The sequence below is a fragment of the Phycicoccus sp. genome, assembly GCF_035325325.1.
In the GTDB taxonomy this organism is placed as follows: domain Bacteria; phylum Actinomycetota; class Actinomycetes; order Actinomycetales; family Dermatophilaceae; genus Phycicoccus.
Genome location: NZ_DAOLAC010000002.1, coordinates 251,727 through 271,110 on the forward strand (window position 1 = coordinate 251,727; position 19,384 = coordinate 271,110).

Consider the following 19,384-nt stretch of genomic DNA (forward strand, 5'->3'; position numbering starts at 1 on the left):
CACCGGCGGCACCGGGTGGGAGGGGGGTCGTGGTCGCGGGTGCGACGGGTGGGCGCGGCCAGGCGCCCGTCACCTCGGTGCAGAGGGTCCAGTCTACCAGCGCGTGGCGCGCCGGCCCGCCACCGCCGAGGGCCGCGGTCCGGGGCGCAGCCGATGGGCCAGGACGGCGAGGACGACGCCGACGAGGTCGGCGACGGCGTCCAGGGGGTCGCCGCTGCGGTGCGGCAGCAGGGTGGCCTGGACGACCTCGCTGAGGAGCGCGTGCGCGGCGAACAGCCCGACCACCCACCGCACCGGCAGGCCGGCCCGCAGGGCCAGGGCCACCGGCACGAGGAAGACCGCGAGGTGCACCACCTTGTCCGAGCCGGGGAACGGCGAGGCCCCCGGTGCGTCCGGGGCGTAGAGCACGACGGCCTGGCCGACGGTCGCGAGCGCGGCGAGGACGAGGGCGGTCCGGGCCGCCCACGGGGCGCGCCGCATCAGGCCGACTCGTCGACCGGGCCCTCGACGAGCTCGACCGCCCGGCGGACCGCGTCGGCGACGACCGTCGTCACGTCGGGGTGGAAGACGCTCGGGATGATGTACGTCGCGTTGAGCTCCTCCTCGGTGACCACGCCGGCGAGCGCGTCGGCCGCGGCGAGCAGGACGTCCGTCGTCACGTGCTTGCTCGCGGCGTCGATGAGCCCACGGAAGACGCCGGGGAAGACGAGCACGTTGTTGATCTGGTTCGCGAAGTCGGAGCGTCCCGTGGCGACCACGGCGGCGTGCCGGGCGGCGATCTCGGGGTCGATCTCCGGCAGCGGGTTGGCCATCGCGAAGACGACCGCGTCGGGGGCCATCGACTCGACCGCGGCCTCGGAGAGGATGTTCGGCGCGGACACCCCGAGGAAGACGTCGGCGCCGCGGACGGCGTCGGTGAGCGTGCCGGTGACGTCGTCGGGGTTGGTGTGCTCGGCGATCCACGCGTGGTTCGGGTGGTCACCGGAGAGCACGTCGGCGCGCCGGCGGTGCACGACGCCGTCGACGTCGGTGACGACGACGTGCCGCGCCCCCGCGTGCAGGAGGAGCTTGAGGATGGCAGTACCCGCCGCGCCCGCCCCGCTCATCACGAGCCGCACGTCCTCGAGCCGCTTGCCGACCACCCGCAGCGCGTTGCGCAGCGCCGCGAGCGCGACGATCGCCGTCCCGTGCTGGTCGTCGTGGAAGACAGGGATGTCGAGCTCCTCGCGCAGCCGGGCCTCGACCTCGAAGCAGCGGGGGGCGGAGATGTCCTCGAGGTTGATGCCGGCGAACCCCGGCGCGATGGCCTTGACGGTGCGGATGATCTCCTCGACGTCGGTCGTGTCGAGGCACAACGGGAAGGCGTCGATGTCGGCGAACCGCTTGAAGAGGGCGGCCTTGCCCTCCATGACCGGCAGGGCGGCGAGCGGGCCGATGTCGCCGAGGCCGAGCACGGCGGTGCCGTCGGTGACGACGGCGACGGTGTTGCGCTTGATGGTCAGCCGGCGTGCGTCCTCGGGGTTCTCGGCGATCGCGGTGCACACCCGCGCCACCCCCGGGGTGTAGATGAGCGAGAGGTCGTCGCGGGTGCGGATCGGCACCTTGGACTCGACGGTCAGCTTGCCGCCGAGGTGCATGAGGAAGGTGCGGTCCGAGACCTTCCCGATCTCGACGCCCTCGACCGTGCGCATGACGGCGACGATCTCGTCCGCGTGGTCGGGGTCGCGGGTGAGCATCGTCAGGTCGACCCGCATCCGCGCGTGCCCGGACCCCGTGACGTCGAGCCCGGTGACGACGCCGCCGGCCTTCTCGATGAGGCTCGTCATCTCGCTGACGGCGGTCGGCCGGGCAGGCAGGACGAGGCGGACGGTGACGCTGTTGGCGATGGAGGGAGCGGCGGGCATGGGGTCGATTGAACCCCGTACCCGCAGGTAGCCCGAATCGCGCCCACCCCGTGGCGGGCTCGGCCGTGGTGGACCGCGGGCCGCCGGCCCTACAGTGACCCGCATGGCCGACCACGTGGACGTGACCGGGACCGGGAGCGCCGGCGCGGCCCCCGACGTCGTCGTGCTCGACGTACGGGTGGCCGTCGAGGGTCGCGACGTCGCCTCCGCGCTCGCCGGCCTCGCGACCCGTCTCGACGCCGCCGTCGCCGCGGCCCACGACCACGGTGTCGTGGACCATGACCGGCGCACGACCGGCATGGGCGTCTCGCCGCGCTGGGACCGCGAGGGCCGGAGCACCACCGGCTACACCGCGCACCAGTCGCTGCGGCTGCGGGTGCGCGAGCGCGACCGGGCCGGTGACGTCATCGCCGCACTCGCCGGGGCCGCGGGAGACGCCCTCGGGGTCGACGCCGTCTCGCTCGAGGTCGCCGACACCGGGCCCCTGCTCGTGCGGGCACGGTCGGCGGCCTTCGCCGACGCCACGGCGCGGGCGCGGCACTGGGCCGACCTGGCGGGACGCTCGCTCGGGCCCGTCCTGCGGGTCGCCGAGCTCCCGCCGGGCGGGGCGGCGCCGCTGCCGAAGATGCGCCTCGCGGCGATGGACGCCGGCGGCGGGGTGCCCGTCGAGGGCGGCGAGTCGACGGTGACGGCCACGGTCGCCGTCCGGTTCGCCCTGGGCCCGGCGTGAGCTGGGTCGACGCGCTCGGCTGGTTCGGCTCGGCGCTCCTCGTCTTCTCCCTGCTGCAGGCCCGCATCCTGCGGCTGCGCGTCCTCAACACCGTCGCGTGCCTCATCCTCGTCGGCTTCAACGCGCTGGTCGGCGTCTGGCCGATGGTCGCGATGAACGTCGTCCTCGCCGCGATCAACCTCTGGTTCATCGCCCGGATGCTCCGCGAACGCGGGGACGACCGCGCCTTCTCGGTCGTCCCGGTCCGCGAGGACGACGGCTACCTGCAGCACGTCCTCGAGGTGTGGCGGGACGACGTCTCCCGCTTCTTCCCGACCTTCACCGCCGACGCGCCCGGCAGCGGTCGCTCGACCTACCTCGTCCAGCACGGCGACGAGACCGCGGGTGTCATCGTCCTGCGCGACGACGGCGCCGGGACCGCGCAGGTCGAGCTCGACTACGTCACACCGCGCTTCCGCGACTTCTCCCCCGGCGAGTTCGTCTTCCGGCGTTCCGGGCTCTTCCGCGAGCGGGGCATCACCCGGGTCCTCACGGCGCCGGGCATGGTCGCGCCGTACTACGACCGCCTCGGCTTCGCGCGGGACGGCGACCGGTACCGGCTCGACGTCGGCTGAGACACGCACCACCCCGTCGCCACGCATACCCCATGGGGTACTAGGATGCTGCTATCTACTACGGAAAGTAGTAGTCTGGCCAGACGACCACATCCGAGGAGGCGAGGGCCGTGGGACCGTTCGTCCGCGACTTCGAGAACGGCAGCAAGGACGAGAAGGACCTGCTCGGCGGGAAGGGGGCCAACCTCGCCGAGATGACCCGGCTCGGTATCCCGGTCCCGCCCGGGTTCACGATCACCACCGAGGCGTGCCGGCAGTTCCTCGCCACCGCCACGGTGCCGGACGGGCTCTGGGACGAGGTGGACCAGCACGTCGCCGCCCTCGAGGCCCGGACCGGCCGGCGCCTCGGCGACCCCACGGACCCGATGCTCGTGTCGGTGCGCTCCGGTGCGAAGTTCTCGATGCCCGGGATGATGGAGACCGTCCTCGACATCGGGCTCGGCGACGCCTCGGTCGAGGGCCTGGCCCGCCAGACCGGCGACCCGCGCTTCGCGTGGGACTCCTACCGCCGACTCCTGCAGATGTACGGCAAGACCGTGCTCGACCTCGACGGCGACCGGTTCGAGGACGCCATCGACGCGGCCAAGCGGGCCAAGGGGGTCACCGCGGACGTCGACCTCGACGCCGACGACCTGCGCGCGCTCGTCGCCACGTTCCAGCAGGTCATCGAGGAGGGCTCCGGCACCCCCTTCCCGCAGGACCCCCGCGCCCAGCTGCGCGCGGCCGTCCGGGCCGTCTTCGGCTCGTGGAACTCCGACCGCGCGGTCCTCTACCGTCGCCGCGAGCGGATCCCGGCCGACCTCGGCACCGCCGTCAACGTCCAGGTGATGGCCTTCGGCAACCGCGGTGCCGGCTCCGGCTCGGGCGTGGCCTTCACCCGCGACCCGGCCACCGGCGCCCCCGGCGTCTACGGGGACTACCTCGAGGACGCCCAGGGCGAGGACGTCGTGGCCGGCATCCGCAACACCCTGACCCTCGCCGACCTCGAGCGCATCGACAAGACCAGCTACGACGAGCTGCTCGCGATCATGAGCCGCCTCGAGGGCCACTACCGCGACATGTGCGACATCGAGTTCACGATCGAGCAGGGGCGGCTGTGGATGCTGCAGACCCGGGTGGGCAAGCGCACCGCCCAGGCCGCCTTCCGCATCGCGGTCGACCTGCTCGACGAGGGCGTCATCTCCGAGGAGGAGGCCCTCCTGCGGGTCACCGGCGACCAGCTGGCCCAGCTGATGTTCCCCCACTTCGACCCCGACGGCGCCCGCGCACTCGTCGCCCGCGGGATGAGCGCCTCACCCGGGGCGGCGGTCGGCGTGGCCGTCTTCGACTCCGACGCCGCCGTGCGGGTGGCCGTCGAGGGCACCCCGGTCATCCTCGTGCGGCGCGAGACCACCCCCGACGACCTGCACGGCATGGTCGCCGCGGCCGGCATCCTCACCAGCCGAGGCGGCAAGACCTCGCACGCCGCCGTCGTCGCCCGTGGCATGGGCCGGACCTGCGTGTGCGGCGCCGAGACCCTGGAGGTCGACACCCGCGCCGGGCAGTTCTCCACCCCCGACGGCACCGTCGTGCGCGAGGGGGACACGCTCTCGATCGACGGCTCCACCGGCGAGGTGTTCCTCGGTGAGGTCGCCGTGCGCCCCTCCCCCGTCGTGCGCTACTTCGAGGGCACGATGTCGGTCGACGAGGGCGGCCCCCTCGTCGCCGCCGTCGACCGGCTCATGGGCGTCGCCGACAAGCACCGGCGGATGCAGGTGCGCGCCAACGCCGACAACGCGGCCGATGCCGCCCGTGCCCGCCGGTTCGGCGCCGAGGGCATCGGCCTGTGCCGCACCGAGCACATGTTCCTCGGCGAGCGCCGCGAGCTCGTCGAGCGGCTGATCCTCGCCGAGGGCGAGGAGGAGCGGCAGGTCGTCTTCGACGAGCTGCTCCCCCTGCAACGGGCGGACTTCGTCGAGATCTTCGAGGCGATGGACGGCCTGCCCGTCACGGTGCGCCTCCTCGACCCGCCGTTGCACGAGTTCCTCCCCGACTTCACCGAGCTGTCGGTCAAGGTCGCGGTGGCCGAGGCGACCGGCCGGGAGCACGACACCGACTCGCTGCTGCTGCTCGCGGTGCACCGCCTCCACGAGGAGAACCCGATGCTCGGCCTGCGCGGGGTGCGCCTCGGCATCGCCATCCCCGGCCTGTTCGAGATGCAGAGCCAGGCCATCCTCGAGGCCGCGGCGATCGTCGCCGAGCGGGGCGGTCACGCCCGGCCCGAGATCATGGTCCCGCTCGTCGGGGCGGTCGAGGAGCTGAGCACCATCCGCGCCGAGATCGACGACGCGGCGCACCGGGCCCGCGAGAAGCACGCGGTGCACCTCGAGCACCTCGTCGGCACGATGATCGAGCTGCCCCGCGCCGCCCTGACCGCCGGCGACATCGCCCAGGCCGCCGACTTCTTCTCCTTCGGGACCAACGACCTGACCCAGACGACGTGGGGCTTCTCGCGCGACGACGTCGAGTCGAGCTTCTTCTCGCGCTACATGGAGGCCGGCATCCTCGGGGTGTCACCCTTCGAGACCATCGACCGCCGCGGCGTGGGCCGGCTCGTGCGGATCGGCACCGACGAGGGCCGCCGGACCAAGCCGGGGCTCAAGGTCGGCGTCTGCGGCGAGCACGGTGGCGACCCCGAGTCGGTGCACTACTTCGAGGAGCGCGGGCTCGACTACGTGTCCTGCTCGCCGTTCCGCGTGCCGGTGGCCCGGCTCGAGGCCGGCCGCGCCGTCGTGGCATCGGGCTGACCGCTCAGCGTCAGGCGCACCCGGTGGCCGGTGACGACCGCGGCGAGCCACCCGAGCCCGAGCAGCCAGCCGGCGACGACGTCGGTGAGCCAGTGGTGTCCGAGGAATACCCGCGAGAGCCCCATCGCGAGGACGAAGGCGCTCGCCACGGTGGCGACGAGCACCCGCTGCCAGGTGTGCCGGCCCGCGAGCAGCAGGAGGTAGGCCAGGGCCCCGACGAGGACCGTCGCGTTGAGGGTGTGCCCCGAGGGAAAGGACGGGGACGTCTCCAGCGGCGGGACGGCCAGGGTCGCCGGGGGCCGGGCCCGACCGACGAGGTCCTTGCCGAGCACGGTCATCAGCAGCGAGCCCGCCGCGGCGACGACCATGACGACGACCGGCGTCCACGACCTGCGCAGCGCGACGAGCACCCCGGTGACGACGAGGACGAGGATCGGCATGCCGATCGTGCCGCCGAGGTCGGTGAAGGCCGTGACCGCCGTGTCGCGCGCGGGGGTGCGCAGGGCCACCGCGGCGTCGAGCACCGGGCGGTCGAGGCCGGCGAGGCCGTCCTGCTCGGTCACCGCCTCGTAGACCTGCGCCGCGAGCAGGTCGAGGGCGAGGACGACGACGGCACCGGTCAGCACGGTGACGACGAGCGCGAGGTTGGCCCGACCCCACCGCCCGAGCGGGCCGAGGTGATCGACGACCCGGTCGACGGCGGCCACCACCAGCCGGCCGGTCCGCGTGGGCCAGCGGGTCAGGTCGCGTCGCCCGATCGTGCTGTCCGGCCGGGTGGGTCCTGGGGGTCGCTCGGGGTCGGGGGTGCGCACCCCGGAAGTGCATCACGGCCCGGCACCGCATGGGCGGTACCGGGCCGTGACCTCGACGACGTGGGAGTGCTGCCGTGGTGGAGGTGGCGGGAATCGAACCCGCGTCCACTGACGGGAGACCAGGGCTTCTCCGGGTGCAGTGCGCTGTGGATTTTCTCGGCCCCGGGGCTCGCGCGCACACGTTCCCCGACAGGCCCAGCCGAGTGGGAGTCCCGCGCCGCCGCTCGGCACGACGGCGCAGCAAGATCTCTAGCTGACGCTGGTGACTAGGTCGAGATCGAACCTAGGCCAACGGACTTCGGGCTCGCTCAGGCGGCGAGGGCGAAGTCGGTGCGCTTGGAATCGGCACCTGTTGGTTTGCACGGAGCGTTGTACGAGATGACCGTGCGTCCTCGACCCGCTTCCCACTGGACATCCGACCAATGTCGAAACCGATCACCCCCCTGAGGGGCTCACTCCCACGCTGTCGAGTTGTCAACCGGCGTTCGCGTGCGACCACCGCACCGCCAGTATGCCGTCCAACACCGACCGGACCCAAGCCGATTCCCGACGCGTGCGGTGAGGTCAGCCGGCGGGAGGGGCGACGGTGACCGCCCCGGCCGTCTCGGCCGGGGACGCGGCGTCCCCGGCGTCGGGGGCGGCCGAGGTCTCCGTCGCGCTCGGGGTGGGCGACGGCGAGGTCGTCGCCTCGGCGGCCGAGGGCCTCGCAGTCGGTGCCACGGACGGCGACGGCGATGGCGAGGTCGGCGGCGAGCTCGTCGGCGACGGTGAGGCGCTCGGAGTGGGGGATGGCGACGGCGTGGGCGACAGCACCCGGGTCGGCCCCTGACGACCGGGCACCCACGGCGCCTCGGGCGTGCGGACCACGGACCCCGGGGTCGGGGAGGGCAGGAGGTGCGCCGGTGAGCCGTCGGACGGCCGGAGGATCGAGACCTCCACGGCGGCCACGTCGACCGGTCCGAGCTCTCCCGGTTGGAGGAGCACCGCTCCGCCCACCGCCACCACGCCGGCACATGCTGCTGCGACCACCTTGGGCACGCTCACGCGCGCGGAGGTGGGTCCACCCCTGCGGAACCCCTGCACCTGGTCACGGTACGTCGGCCCCGTCGAGCCGTGAAACCGCCGAACGGACGATGCGCCGCCGGTGCGGTCGTGATCTCCGCGTCGGGACGCGGACGGGAGCGCCCGGCCGTGACCCGGATCACTAGGGTGGGTGCTCCGCTCCCCCGTCGACCCGGAGGTCCGCCGTGTTCCAGAAGATCCTCGTCGCCAACCGCGGGGAGATCGCCGTGCGCGCCTTCCGGGCCGCCACCGAGCTGGGGGCGAAGACGGTCGCCGTCTTCCCGCACGAGGACCGCACCTCCGAGCACCGGCTCAAGGCCGACGAGTCGTACCAGATCGGCGAGGAGGGGCACCCCGTCCGGGCCTACCTCGACCACGAGAACATCGTCCGGGTCGCCGTCGAGTGCGGCGCCGACGCCGTCTACCCCGGCTACGGCTTCCTCTCCGAGAACCCCGACCTCGCCGAGGCCTGCGAGGCCGCCGGCATCACCTTCATCGGACCCCCGGCGTCCGCCCTCCACCTCGCGGGGAACAAGGCCCGCGCCATCGCCGCCGCGCGCGAGGCCGGCCTGCCGACCCTGCGCGGCGCCGAGCCGAGCACCGACCTCGACGCGCTCACCGCGGCCGCCGAGGAGATCGGCTACCCCGTCTTCGTCAAGGCCGTGTCCGGCGGCGGCGGGCGCGGGATGCGCCGCGTCGACGAGCCCGGGGCCCTGCGCGACTCGCTCGAGGCGGCCCAGCGCGAGGCCGACGCCGCGTTCGGCGACCCCACGCTCTACCTCGAGCAGGCCGTCGTCCGCCCCCGGCACATCGAGGTCCAGGTCCTCGCCGACGGCACGGGCACCGTCCTGCACCTCTTCGAGCGCGACTGCTCGGTCCAGCGCCGGCACCAGAAGGTCGTCGAGATCGCGCCGGCCCCGAACCTCGACCCGCAGCTGCGCGAGCGCATCTGCGCCGACGCCGTCCGCTTCGCCGAGGCGATCGGCTACCGCAACGCGGGCACCGTCGAGTTCCTCCTCGGCGAGGACGGCCGCTACGTGTTCATCGAGATGAACCCGCGGATCCAGGTCGAGCACACCGTGACCGAGGAGGTCACCGACATCGACCTCGTCGTCGCCCAGATGCGCATCGCGAGCGGCGAGACCTTCGCCGACCTCGGCCTGCGCCAGGAGGACATCCGCACCCGCGGCGCGGCGCTGCAGTGCCGCATCACGACCGAGGACCCCGCGAACGGTTTCCGCCCCGACGCCGGGCAGATCACCGTCTACCGCTCGGCCGGCGGCGGCGGGGTCCGGCTCGACGGTGGCACCGTCTTCGTCGGCGCCCAGGTCAGCCCGCACTTCGACTCCATGCTCGTCAAGCTCACCTGCCGCGGGAGCGACTTCGGGGTGGCGGTGCGCCGAGCGCGACGAGCCCTGGCGGAGTTCCGGATCCGCGGCGTCTCGACCAACATCCCCTTCCTCGAGTCGGTGCTCGCCGACCCGGTGTTCCAGCGCGGCGAGGCGACGACGAGCTTCATCGACGAGCGCCCCGAGCTGCTCGACGCCCGCACCCCGGCCGACCGCGGCACCAAGCTGCTGCAGTACCTCGCCGACGTCACGGTCAACCAGCCGCACGGCCCGGCGACGACCCACCTCAAGCCGCGCACCAAGCTGCCCGACATCGACCGCGACGCACCGCTCCTGCCCGGCACCCGCGACCTGCTCCAGCGGCTCGGACCGGCCGGGTTCGCCCGCCGGCTGCGCGAGCGCACCGACGTCCCGGTCACCGACACGACCTTCCGCGACGCGCACCAGAGCCTCCTCGCGACCCGGATGCGCACCCGCGACCTGCTCCACGTGGCCGGCCACGTCGCCCGGACGACACCGCAGCTGCTCTCGATGGAGGCCTGGGGCGGGGCGACCTACGACGTCGCACTCCGCTTCCTCCACGAGGACCCGTGGGAGCGGCTGGCCCTGCTGCGCGAGGCCATGCCGAACATCCCGCTCCAGATGCTGCTGCGCGGCCGGAACACCGTCGGCTACACGCCGTACCCGACGAAGGTCACCGACGCCTTCGTCCACGAGGCCGCGCGCACCGGGCTCGACGTCTTCCGGATCTTCGACTCGCTCAACGACGTCGACCAGATGCGACCCGCCGTCGACGCCGTCCTCGAGACCGGGACCGCCGTCGCCGAGGTCTGCCTCTGCTACACCGGCAACCTCATGGACCCCGGGGAGACGCTCTACACGCTCGACTACTACCTCCGGCTCGCCGAGGACATCGTCGGCACCGGCGCGCACGTCCTCGCGATCAAGGACATGGCCGGGCTGCTACGGGCCCCGGCCGCCCGGCGCCTCGTCACGGCGCTGCGCGAGAACTTCGACCTCCCGGTGCACCTGCACACCCACGACACCGCGGGCGGGCAGGTCGGGACGCTGCTCGCCGCGATCGACGCCGGGGTCGACGCCGTCGACGCCGCGACCGCGACGATGTCCGGCACGACGAGCCAGCCGAGCCTCTCGGCGCTCGTCGCGGCCACCGACGGCACCGACCGCGAGACCGGCCTCGACATCGACGCCGTCTTCGCCCTCGAGCCCTACTGGGAGGCGGTCCGCCGGCTCTACGCGCCGTTCGAGTCCGGGCTGGCCTCGCCGACCGGCCGCGTCTACTTCCACGAGATCCCTGGCGGGCAGCTGTCCAACCTGCGCCAGCAGGCGATCGCCCTCGGGCTCGGCGACCGCTTCGAGGACGTCGAGGACATGTACGCGGCGGCCAACCGGATCCTCGGCAACCTCGTCAAGGTGACGCCGAGCAGCAAGGTCGTCGGTGACCTGGCCCTCGCCCTCGTCGGGGCCGGGGCCGACCCGGCGGACTTCGAGGAGAACCCGACCCGCTACGACATCCCGGACTCCGTCATCGGCTTCCTCGCCGGCGAGCTCGGCGACCCGCCCGGCGGGTGGCCCGAGCCGTTCCGCAGCAAGGCGCTCGAGGGTCGCACGGCGCGGCCGCGGGTCACCGAGCTCACCGACGAGCAGGAGGCCGCCCTCGTCACCGACCCCCGGCGCACCCTCAACCAGCTGCTCTTCCCCGGGCCGACCCAGGAGTTCGAGGAGACGCGGGAGCTCTACGGCGACCTGTCCGTCCTCGGCACCATCGAGTTCCTCCACGGCCTCGAGCACGGGCAGGAGTACGAGGCCGAGATCGAGGCCGGCAAGCGGCTGCTCCTCGGCATCAGCTCGGTGGGGGACCCCGACCGGCACGGGATGCGCACCGTCATGTGCACCCTCAACGGCCAGTTCCGGCCGGTCCAGGTGCGCGACCGCTCGGTCCGGGCCGACACCATGGCCGCCGAGAAGGCCGACCCGGGCCAGGCCGGTCACGTCGCCGCGCCCTTCGCGGGGGTCGTCACCCCGACCGTCTCCGAGGGCGACACCGTCGAGCCCGGGGGTGTCGTCGCGACGATCGAGGCGATGAAGATGGAGGCCAACATCACCTCCCCCGCCGGCGGGACGGTGCAGCGGCTGGCCATCTCCGGACACCAGCAGGTCGAGGGCGGCGACCTCGTCCTCATCGTCGGCTGATCGCCTCGGGACCGAGCCCGACCTGCGACGTCGAAGGTTCGTCGAGACTCCGTCGATGCGAAACCCCCATCCCTGGCGTGTCCTGCCTACGGTGGGGTGATCAGCGCGGGCGCGGTCCGACCGGCCGCCCCGCGACCCCCACCGAAGGGAGCACGGCATGGGACTCGGCGACAAGCTGGACAACACCGCCCAGGACGTCACCGGCAAGGCCAAGGAGGCCGCCGGCAAGGCCACCGACGACGAGCGCCTCGAGGCGGAGGGCCGGACCGACCAGGCCGGCGCCGACCTTAAGCAGGCCGGCGAGAAGGTCAAGGACGCCTTCAAGCACTGAGCAGGACCTCCCGACTCCGTCGGGGAACCACGACGGGCCGCCCCCAACCGGGGGCGGCCCGTTCGTCGCGGGGGCTACCAGCTGCCACCGGAGCTGCCGCCGCCCCCGCCGCCGGAGAACCCGCCGCCCCCGCTGAAGCCGGAGGACCCCGACGAGCCCGGGGTCGAGACGAACGTGCCGGCAGCGACGGTCGAGAAGGAGTCCATGCTCGAGGCGACGTCGCGGAACCCGCCGTCGCCCCACGGGCCGGCGTACCAGACCGGGGTGAGCACCGTGTGCCCCGCCGCCGACGCCGCGGCGGCCACCTGCTCGAACACCTCGGCCCAGCGGTCGGCGATGCCGAAGACGATCGCATACGGGAGGAACCGGCTGAAGAGGTCCTGGGCCTCCTCCCACCGGATCTGGTTGGCCTCGGCGGTCGCGAGGTAGCGCTCGAACCCCTTCGCCTGCGCGAGGACCGCCGACCCCTCGGCCGTGCGGGCCGCCATCCGCTTGCCCAGCGACCGGGTGACGAGGCCGCCGACGACGAGACCGCCCGCGAGCACCCAGACCGGGTTGACCGGGAGGCCGGAGTCGGCGAAGAGACCCGAGGCGGGCCCCGCGAGGAAGAAGCCGGCGAGCACCCCCAGCCCGACGAGGACGACGCCGAGGCTCATCCACCCCGAGCGCTGCGCCTCCGGGCTGCGCCGGAACCAGCCGCGCTCGACGACCTCCTCGTACATGAGCCCCTGGACGGAGTCGAGGGTCGGCTTGAAGTGGTTCTTCAGGGACGAGAGGGTCACCGTGTCCCCGGCCGCGAAGAGGGCGTCGTAGAGCAGCTGCTCGTAGGGGCTCAGGCTGCTGGCACCCGCGGCGGGGGTGGTGCGGGTCAGCACCCAGTCGTCGCGGCGGAGCCGTCCCGAGTCGTCGCGGCTGATGCGCAGGTAGCCGCGGACGGCGAGGTCGACGATGGTCGCGGTGACGTCGACGAGCCCGGCCTCCTCGTCGAGGACGGTGCCGACGAGTCCGGGCTGGACGCCGTCGGGCGGGGTGAAGCGCACGGCGACGGTGGGGGCCGGGCCGCCATACACGACCGGCTGCTCGGTGCCGAGCCCGGGCGAGAGCCCAGGGGTCAGCCCCGCGTACTGCTCGTCCCGACCGCGCGTCCACACGAGCAGCCCCATGAGCGAGGCGGCGGTCAGGGGGACGAGCAGGCCGCCGCCGATCGCGATGAGCCCGAGCGCCCGCGCGGTGGCGGGGCTGACCGACGAGCCCTCGGAGCTACCGACGTCGCCGGTGCGCAGGTCGGGGGTCAGGTCGCCGAACGCGTCGCGGGGGAAGGAGGCGACGACCGAGGCCCCTTCCTGCGCGGCGAGGTCGGGGACGGTGTAGGTGGCGGTCGGCCCGGGCGTCGCCGGGCAGCTGCGCGTGGAACCGTACGGACCGGAGAAGCAGGCGGCCCGGCTGACGGCCGCCGGCCCGCTGACGCTCGCGCGCACGTCGTGCTGCGGGAAGGAGCTCGCCGTCGTCACGACGTCGTAGTAGACCTCGGCCGTGCCGTCGCCGATGTCGTTGACCAGGTGGGCGAGCCGGTAGCGCACGACGTAGTGCGCCGTCCCACGCACCGTCTCCGAGGGACTGCCGATGCGGATCCGCCGGTCGGCCCCGTAGTCCTCGACGGTGATGTCGGTGGGCGCGCCGCTGGGCGAGGTGACCTCGATGCCGGACAGCTCGTAGTACCGGTACTGCGTCTCGCTGTCGCGGTAGCCGGCCCGCACCCGCACGAGCCGGTAGATGCCGTGCCGGTCCTCCCCCTCCGGGAAGCGCCACACGACGTCCTCGGTGACGACGACGCTGCCGTCCGGCTGCGCCTCGATGCTCGTGTGGAGCGAGTCGGCCTGTTCGGCGGCGGCCAGCCCGCTCGGCGCGCGTCCGCCCCAGGCCCCGACCCGGGGACCCTCGGTCGCGGCCACCGGCGCGGCCGCGACGGCCGGTGCGGCCGCGGCCGCCGGCACCACGGTGAGGACCGCGAGGACGAGGCCGAGCAGGGCCCCGGCGGCGCGGCGCCGCCCGCGGGTCGGCGCCACCCTCAGTCCTCGCCCCGGCGACGGGCGGCGATGGCGCGGTCGGCCTCGCGGCGGTCCTGGCGCTCGCGCAGTGCGTGCCGCTTGTCGTAGGCCTTCTTGCCCTTGACGACGGCGATCTCGACCTTGGCCCGGCCGTCCTTGAAGTACAGGCGCAGTGGGACGACGGTGTGGCCGGTCTCACGGATGGCCTGGGCGATCTTGTCCAGCTCGCGTCGGTGGAGGAGCAGCTTGCGGCGGCGGCGCGGGGTGTGGTTGGTCCACGTCCCGCTGACGTACTCGGGGATGTGGACGCCCTCGAGCCACAGCTCGTCGTCGCGGTCGAAGCCCGCCCACCCGTCGACGAGGGAGGCCCGGCCCATCCGCAGCGCCTTGACCTCGGTGCCCATGAGCACGAGGCCGGCCTCGTAGGTGTCCTCGACGATGTAGTCGTGGCGGGCCTTGCGGTTGCTCGCGACGAGCTTCTCCCCCGGGGTCCTCCCGTTGTCCTTGGCCACGGTCAGGAGGCTACCGGTCGACTCGGCCGCCGCTCACGGCGATTCCCCGCCGACACCGGGTCGCCGGCTCAGGACAGGGTGTTGAGCCAGTGCCGCGGGTCGTCGAAGGAGCCGTTGCGCAGCGTCTCGAAGTGCAGGTGACAGCCGGTGGAGTCGCCGGTCGTCCCGCTGTAGGCGATGAGCTGGCCACGGCTGACGTGGCCGCCGCCGACGACGATCCGGGAGAGGTGGTTGTAGGTCGACGCGAGGCCGCCGCCGTCGATCCAGCCGTGGTCGATGACGATGCGGTTGCCGTAGCTGGTCGCCCAGCCGGCACTGATGATGTCGCCGGCGGCGGCCGCGTAGACCGGCGTGCCGCAGTTGACCGCGTAGTCCCGCCCGGAGTGCAGGCGCCACACGTGGTAGATGGGGTGGAAGCGCATCCCGTACTCGGAGCTGACCCACCCGGTGTGCACCGGCCGGGAGAGCACGCCGGAGGTGTTGCTCGATCCGCCCCCCGAGGAGGAGCCACCACCCGAGGAGTGGTTCTTCTTGGCCTCCTCGGCGGCCTTGGCCGCGGCGGCGGCCGCCGCCCGGCGGGCGGCGGCGGCCCGCTCGGCGAGGATCTTCTGGAGCCGGCGCTGCTCGGCCTGCATGAGGCTCAGCTGCTTCTTGTCCGCGGCGACCTGGTCGGCGAAGCTGCTGGCCTGGCTGCGTTGGGCCGCGACGAGGGCCTGAAGGTCGGCCTGCGCCTTCTCGGCGGCGCCACGGGCGGCCTGGGCGCGCTGGAGCGCGGCGGCGGCGGCCTTCTGCTTGCGGTCGGAGTCGACGCGCAGGGCCGAGACGTGGTCCTCGAGCGCGGTGAGACCGGCCCGCTCCGTGGTCAGCCGCTCCATCGTCGTGTTCTGCACGTCGAGGACGGTGTCGACCATCGCGAGCCGGTCGGCGAACTCCTGCGGCTGGGTGCTGGAGAGGGCGACGTCCAGCTGGCCGAAACCCTGCTGCTGGTAGACCTGTGCGGCGAACTGGGCGAGGCGCTTGCGGCCCGCGGCGACGGCCTTGGTGGACTTCTGGAGGTCCGCCCGGGCCTTGGCCTCGTTGGCCTTGGCGACCTCGAGCTCCTGGGCGGCGGCGGCCTCGGCGGCGTCGGCGGCCTCGGCCGCCCCCCGCGCCTTCTCGAGGGACGCCTGGGCGGCCGGCAGCTTGTCCTCGGTCGCGTGCAGCTTCTCGTACGCCGTCTTCAGGGCGCTGCTCGTGTCGTCGAGGTGGTTCTTGAGGGCGTCGACCTTCTGGTCGACGCGCTTCTTCTGGACCCCGGGATCGGTGGCCGCAGGAGCCGACGGAGCGGCGGTGAGGACGAGGGTGGCGGCGCACGCCATCGCGGAGATCGTGCCGATCATCCGGCGTGGAGCAGCGCTGCGCGCCCGGTCTAGACGTCCCATGATCACCATTGGTAACACGATTCACACCAGTCTGCCCACTCGACGAGCCGAAACCGGCCGAGTGGACGACCTCACCGGCGTCAGCAGTCTCTCAGGGCACAGGGACGCGCGTCGTCGGTTCGGGACAGCCGGCGCACCCGGACCGTCTCGCGCCGGCCCTCAGACGCGCAGGTAGCGACGCAGCGTCACGAGGCTCGTCCCGACGGCGATGAGCAGCACGCCGCCGATCATCCACGGTGCGAGCAACCACACGTCGGACACGCCGATGAAGGCCTGGGACAGTGCGATCTGGCTCGCCCCTTCCGTGAACACGTACTTCGTGAGGACGACGAGCAGCCCGACGGCCAGGCCCGCCCCGAGGACCGAGACGATGCCCATCTCCGCGATGAACGGCATCCGGATGGTCCAGTTCGAGGCACCGACCAGCCGCATGATGCCGATCTCGCGCCGCCGGATGAACGCCGCCTGCCGGATCGTCGTCGCCATGAGCAGCGCCGCGCACGATGCCATGAGGGCGGCGAGCAGGACGGCGAGGACGGTGATCGCGGTGATGATCGTGAAGAACTTGCTGAGGACCTTCTCCTGGTCCTGGACCGTCGCGACGCCCGGCGCGTTCTGGAACTGCGTCGTGACGACCGCGAACTTGCTCGGGTCCTTCAGCTGCACGCGCAGGCTCTCGGGGATGTCGCCGACCTGGACGTTGCCGGCGATCGGGCTGTTGCGGAACTGCTCCTTGAACCGGTCGAAGGCCTGCTGCTCGGACTCGTAGAAGACCTGCTTGACCTCGGGCAGCGCCTCGAGCTGGTCCTGGAGTGCGGTGCGCTGGGCGTCCGTGACCGCCTTGCCCTCGCAGTTCGGGGCGAGCGCGTTGGCGTTGCACAGGTAGATCGAGACCTGGATCCGGTCGTACCAGTAGCCCTTCATCGTGTCCGCCTGCCGCTGGGCGAGCAGGCCGAGGCCGAGGAGGAACATCGCGACCATCGTCACGAGGACGACCGAGACGGCCATCGAGACGTTCCGGCGCAGGCCGGACCCGACCTCGCTGGCGAGGAAGCGCATCTGCATCTCAGGCCTCCTCGTCCGTCGTCGTGTGGTGGTACGAGGCGTCCTGCTCGTCGCGGACGACGTGGCCGTCGTCGAGCTGGACCACCCGCCGGCGCATCTCGTTGACGATGTCGTGGTCGTGCGTGGCCATGACGATCGTCGTCCCGGTGCGGTTGATGCGGTCGAGGAGGCGCACGATCTCGAGGCTGATCTTCTGGTCGAGGTTGCCGGTGGGCTCGTCGCACAAGAGGATCTGCGGCCGGTTGACGACGGCCCGGGCGATGGCGACGCGCTGCTGCTCGCCGCCGGAGAGCTGGTGCGGGAAGCGCTTCTCCTTGCCGGCGAGCCCCACCATCTCGAGGGTCTCGGGGACGAGCTGGCGGATGGCGTGGCGCGGCTTGCCGATGACCTGGAGGGCGTAGGCGACGTTCTCGTGCACGGTCTTGTTCGGGAGCAGCCGGAAGTCCTGGAAGACCGCGCCCATCTCGCGGCGCAGCCGGGGCACCTGGCGCATCGGCATCTTGCGCAGGTCGTGCCCGGCGACGAGGACGACCCCCTCGGTCGCCGCCTCCTCGCGCAGCGCGAGGCGCAGCATCGTCGACTTTCCGGAACCCGACGGGCCGACGACGAAGACGAACTCGCCGCGGTCGATGTCGACGCTCACGGAGTCGAGGGCTGCCCGGGTCGAGCGGGGGTAGACCTTCGTGACGTTCTCGAAGCGGATCATGCGGTGGGGACGGCCTCACGGCTCGGGGGCAGGGGACCGCGGGCGCCGCGGCAGCATCGAGGATAGGTGGCCCGTCCGAGGATCCCGGTCAGCCGGGTCGGCGCGGCGGGTCCTCGCGGTGTCTCGGGCTCGACGCGGCGTCGTCAGGCGTCGTGGCGGATCGTCGGCAGCCCGCCACCGGGTTCCTCGCCCTGCGGCACCACGGCGAGCACGACCCGGAAGGTGTGGGTCACCGCCGCCGCCGCGCGCCGGGCGTCGTCGAGGGGAAGGAACGGGCCACGGGGCACGTCGTCGGGCCAGAACCGCACGAAGTCCTCGCCGTCACCGACGGTCGGCCGGTGCCAGCCGCAGGCGAGGACCGCGTCCTCCTCCTCGCGGGTCCACGGGAACGGCCCGCCGAAGCGTTCCGCCCCGGACCAGTGACCGCGCAGGTGGTCCTCGACGCGGACCAGGCGCACCGACGGCGCGACCGGGCGGCGGCGGGCGCCGGCCAGCCACCGCATCCGGCCGGAGCGGGCGCGGGTCAGCCGGACGTGCCCCGGGGGCGCGACGACGGCGACCTCGTGGCCGTCGTGCAGGCCGAGGACGGCGTCGACGAGCGCCTGTTCCCAGGCCTGCCAGGCGGCGCGGTGCTCGGCGGCCGGGTCGGACGGCGACGGCGTCGGGTCGGCCACGTCAGGCCTCCGCGTCGGCCTTCTCCTGGGCCTTGCGCCACCGGATGCCGGCCTCGATGAAGTCGTCGATGTCGCCGTCGAAGACCTTGTCCGGGTTGCCGACCTCGTGCTCGGTGCGCAGGTCCTTGACCATCTGGTACGGCTGCAGGACGTAGGAGCGCATCTGGTCGCCCCAGCTCGCCTTGATGTCGCCCGCGAGCTCCTTGCGCTCGGCGGCCTCCTCGGCCCGCTTGAGGAGCAGGAGACGCGACTGCATGACCCGCAGGGCCGCTGCGCGGTTCTGGATCTGGCTCTTCTCGTTCTGCATCGAGACGACGGTCCCGGTCGGCAGGTGGGTCATCCGGACCGCGGAGTCGGTCGTGTTGACCGACTGGCCGCCGGGGCCCGAGGAGCGGAAGACGTCGATCTTCAGGTCGTTCTCGGGGATCTCGATCGTGTCGGTGCCCTCGATGAGCGGGATCACCTCGACCGCCGCGAAGCTGGTCTGCCGTCGGCCCTGGTTGTCGAAGGGGCTGATCCGGACGAGGCGGTGCGTCCCGCCCTCGACCGAGAGGTTGCCGTACGCGTAGGGGACGTTGACCTCGAAGGTCGCCGACTTCAGGCCGGCCTCCTCGGCGTACGAGGTGTCCATGACCTTCGTCGGGTAGCCGTGCCGCTCGGCCCAGCGCAGGTACATCCGCAGGAGCATCTCGGCGAAGTCGGCGGCGTCGACGCCCCCGGCGCCGGCGCGGATGGTGACGACGGCGGAGCGCTCGTCGTACTCACCGGACAGGAGGGTGCGAACCTCGAGCTCGCCGACCGCCTTGCGCAGGCCGGTCAGCTCGCGCTCGGCCTCCGCGAGGGTGTCGGCGTCGTCCTCCTCCTGCGCCATCTCGACGAGGACCTCGAGGTCGTCGATCCGGGCGTCCATGCCGGTGACCCGGTCGTGCTCGGCCTTGGCGCGGGAGAGCCCGGAGGTCACCTGCTGCGCACGCTCCTGGTCGTCCCAGAGCGAGGGGTCGGAGGCCTGCTGCTCGAGCTCGGCGATCTGCTGCTCGAGCCGGGCGAGGTCGGTGACCTCCCGGACCGACGCCATGGTGCTGCGCAGGTCCTTGATCTCCTGGGTGAAGTCGGTGGCCACGAGGGGCAAGCCTACGCGAGCCGGGTGGACCCCCCC

At 73.0% G+C, this 19,384-nt stretch carries 16 protein-coding genes and 1 other RNA gene; 6 read left to right on the top strand and 11 right to left on the bottom strand.

From position 1 onward, the window contains the following. Window positions 1-93: 93 nt before the first annotated feature. Together PKA89_RS02795 and PKA89_RS02800 are read right to left on the bottom strand one after the other, a co-directional pair. A complete protein-coding gene (locus PKA89_RS02795) occupies window positions 94-480 on the bottom strand; it encodes a VanZ family protein (RefSeq protein ID WP_324416384.1) in 387 nt (128 codons plus the stop codon). Further along, on the bottom strand, window positions 480-1,904 hold the full coding sequence (locus tag PKA89_RS02800; protein WP_324416386.1) for an NAD-dependent malic enzyme: 1,425 nt from the start codon (window positions 1,902-1,904) through the stop codon (window positions 480-482). Before PKA89_RS02800 ends, PKA89_RS02795 begins: the two co-directional genes overlap by 1 nt. 103 nt (window positions 1,905-2,007) lie before the next feature. Between PKA89_RS02800 and PKA89_RS02805 the strand changes: the two genes are divergently transcribed. From PKA89_RS02805 to ppdK, 3 genes are all read left to right on the top strand, one after another. Continuing rightward, on the top strand, window positions 2,008-2,634 hold the full coding sequence (locus PKA89_RS02805) for an SIMPL domain-containing protein (protein WP_324416388.1): 627 nt from the start codon (window positions 2,008-2,010) through the stop codon (window positions 2,632-2,634). Then, a complete protein-coding gene (locus PKA89_RS02810; protein ID WP_324416391.1) occupies window positions 2,631-3,248 on the top strand; it encodes a hypothetical protein in 618 nt (205 codons plus the stop codon). The genes PKA89_RS02805 and PKA89_RS02810 overlap by 4 nt, the downstream gene beginning before the upstream one ends. 110 nt (window positions 3,249-3,358) lie before the next feature. Further along, window positions 3,359-6,034 carry a pyruvate, phosphate dikinase gene (gene ppdK / locus PKA89_RS02815; protein ID WP_324416392.1) on the top strand — a complete coding sequence of 892 codons (2,676 nt, stop codon included), beginning with the start codon at window positions 3,359-3,361 and terminating at the stop codon, window positions 6,032-6,034. Here ppdK and PKA89_RS02820 read toward each other — a convergent pair. Together PKA89_RS02820 and ssrA are read right to left on the bottom strand one after the other, a co-directional pair. Then, window positions 5,959-6,846, bottom strand: a complete 888-nt coding sequence (locus PKA89_RS02820) for a phosphatase PAP2 family protein (protein WP_324416394.1) — start codon at window positions 6,844-6,846, stop codon at window positions 5,959-5,961. The genes ppdK and PKA89_RS02820 overlap by 76 nt on opposite strands. A gap of 75 nt (window positions 6,847-6,921) precedes the next feature. After that, window positions 6,922-7,289: a transfer-messenger RNA gene (gene ssrA, locus PKA89_RS02825) on the bottom strand. 143 nt (window positions 7,290-7,432) lie between these two features. Between ssrA and PKA89_RS02830 the strand changes: the two genes are divergently transcribed. From PKA89_RS02830 to PKA89_RS02840, 3 genes are all read left to right on the top strand, one after another. Beyond that, window positions 7,433-7,675 (top strand): hypothetical protein, encoded by a 243-nt coding sequence (locus PKA89_RS02830; RefSeq protein ID WP_324416396.1) that lies wholly within the window; start codon window positions 7,433-7,435, stop codon window positions 7,673-7,675. Window positions 7,676-8,093: 418 nt separating this feature from the next. Further along, complete coding sequence (locus PKA89_RS02835; RefSeq protein ID WP_324416398.1) at window positions 8,094-11,471, top strand: pyruvate carboxylase; 3,378 nt, start codon at window positions 8,094-8,096, stop codon at window positions 11,469-11,471. A gap of 157 nt (window positions 11,472-11,628) precedes the next feature. After that, window positions 11,629-11,802 carry a CsbD family protein gene (locus tag PKA89_RS02840; RefSeq protein ID WP_324416400.1) on the top strand — a complete coding sequence of 58 codons (174 nt, stop codon included), beginning with the start codon at window positions 11,629-11,631 and terminating at the stop codon, window positions 11,800-11,802. 74 nt (window positions 11,803-11,876) lie between these two features. Here PKA89_RS02840 and PKA89_RS02845 read toward each other — a convergent pair whose 3' ends face one another. From PKA89_RS02845 to prfB, 7 genes are all read right to left on the bottom strand, one after another. Further along, window positions 11,877-13,868 (bottom strand): DUF2207 domain-containing protein, encoded by a 1,992-nt coding sequence (locus PKA89_RS02845; protein ID WP_324416402.1) that lies wholly within the window; start codon window positions 13,866-13,868, stop codon window positions 11,877-11,879. 2 nt (window positions 13,869-13,870) lie between these two features. After that, on the bottom strand, window positions 13,871-14,362 hold the full coding sequence (gene smpB / locus PKA89_RS02850; RefSeq protein ID WP_324416404.1) for an SsrA-binding protein SmpB: 492 nt from the start codon (window positions 14,360-14,362) through the stop codon (window positions 13,871-13,873). Window positions 14,363-14,430: 68 nt separating this feature from the next. Then, on the bottom strand, window positions 14,431-15,783 hold the full coding sequence (locus PKA89_RS02855) for a M23 family metallopeptidase (protein WP_324416406.1): 1,353 nt from the start codon (window positions 15,781-15,783) through the stop codon (window positions 14,431-14,433). A 159-nt stretch (window positions 15,784-15,942) separates the two neighbouring features. Next, a complete protein-coding gene (gene ftsX / locus PKA89_RS02860; protein WP_324416408.1) occupies window positions 15,943-16,848 on the bottom strand; it encodes a permease-like cell division protein FtsX in 906 nt (301 codons plus the stop codon). Window position 16,849: 1 nt separating this feature from the next. Further along, window positions 16,850-17,554: a cell division ATP-binding protein FtsE gene (gene ftsE / locus PKA89_RS02865; RefSeq protein WP_324416410.1), complete on the bottom strand. Its 705-nt coding sequence runs from the start codon at window positions 17,552-17,554 to the stop codon at window positions 16,850-16,852. A 143-nt stretch (window positions 17,555-17,697) separates the two neighbouring features. Beyond that, window positions 17,698-18,228, bottom strand: coding sequence for a hypothetical protein (locus PKA89_RS02870; RefSeq protein ID WP_324416412.1), 531 nt, complete (start codon window positions 18,226-18,228; stop codon window positions 17,698-17,700). A gap of 1 nt (window position 18,229) precedes the next feature. Next, window positions 18,230-19,348, bottom strand: a complete 1,119-nt coding sequence (gene prfB / locus PKA89_RS02875; protein ID WP_324416414.1) for a peptide chain release factor 2 — start codon at window positions 19,346-19,348, stop codon at window positions 18,230-18,232. Window positions 19,349-19,384 lie beyond the last annotated feature (36 nt).